This is a genomic window from Streptomyces sp. UNOB3_S3 (assembly GCF_020740895.1).
In the GTDB taxonomy this organism is placed as follows: domain Bacteria; phylum Actinomycetota; class Actinomycetes; order Streptomycetales; family Streptomycetaceae; genus Streptomyces.
The window spans coordinates 1-800 of the sequence record NZ_JAILXP010000741.1; the positions used below are offsets into that span (position 1 = coordinate 1).

An 800-nucleotide genomic window follows, 5' to 3' on the forward strand; every position below is an offset into this window, starting at 1 on the left:
GTCCCCGTCCGCCCGCCCCGCCGGGACCGTTCGCACCCCGGCGCCGACGACCACGCCCGGCACCGACGGGCGGGACGACGCCGCCCGGGAGGTCGAGCGCCAGGTCAACACCGAGCGCGCCAAGGCCGGTTGCGGGCCGCTGCGCGCCAGCGCCGAGCTGGTCGTCGTCGCCCAGCGCGGCGCCGACGAACTGGCGGTGCGCGGTCGCTTCGGCATCTCCCGGGAGCAAGACCAGGACCAGGACCGGGATCAGGAGAAGGCGGAGCCCGGGCACCGCTGGAGCCTCGCGGGCATGGCCTCGGCCGGACGGTCCGGCGTCTCCGGGGCGATGACCGTGTGGACGCGCGGCGCGCTCCGCCACGACGTCGTCCGCGACTGCTCGCTGACCGAACTCGGCGTCGGCGTCACCTTCGTCGCCGGTTCGCCGCGCTGGACGCCCGTCGTCGCCGCCCGCTGACGGCCTTCGCCCCAGCCGGATCCCCCTGAACTTCCGCGCGCCCGCCGCGCGGTCCCGCCGGGGCCTTCCGCCCCGGCCGCGTCACACCCTCCACGACCGTTGGGATCACCCATGCGCTCCAAGCACACACGCGACAGACGCGGCACCACCCACCGTCGGAAGAAGAACGGACGACGGCCACTGATACTCACGGCGGCCGCGACGATCGCGGCCGCCACCGTCGCCGCCGGGGTCCTCACCCTCGGCTCCGGAACCGGCCCCGCGCCCGACGTCGAGGCCGGGGCCCCGGCCGACGCCGCGATCGTGCCCGCCGCCGCGCCGCGCCACCAGGCACCCCCCACCC

General features: G+C 77.4%; 2 protein-coding genes. Both read left to right on the forward strand.

Features of this window, described 5'->3' with window-relative positions; genetic code table 11:
- A partial coding sequence (locus tag K6I33_RS35395) for a CAP domain-containing protein (protein WP_374286716.1) occupies positions 1–457 on the forward strand: 457 nt, incomplete at its 5' end.
- A 111-nt stretch (positions 458–568) separates the two neighbouring features.
- Positions 569–800 (forward strand): hypothetical protein (locus K6I33_RS35400; RefSeq protein WP_229358882.1); only part of this gene is annotated, 232 nt, incomplete at its 3' end.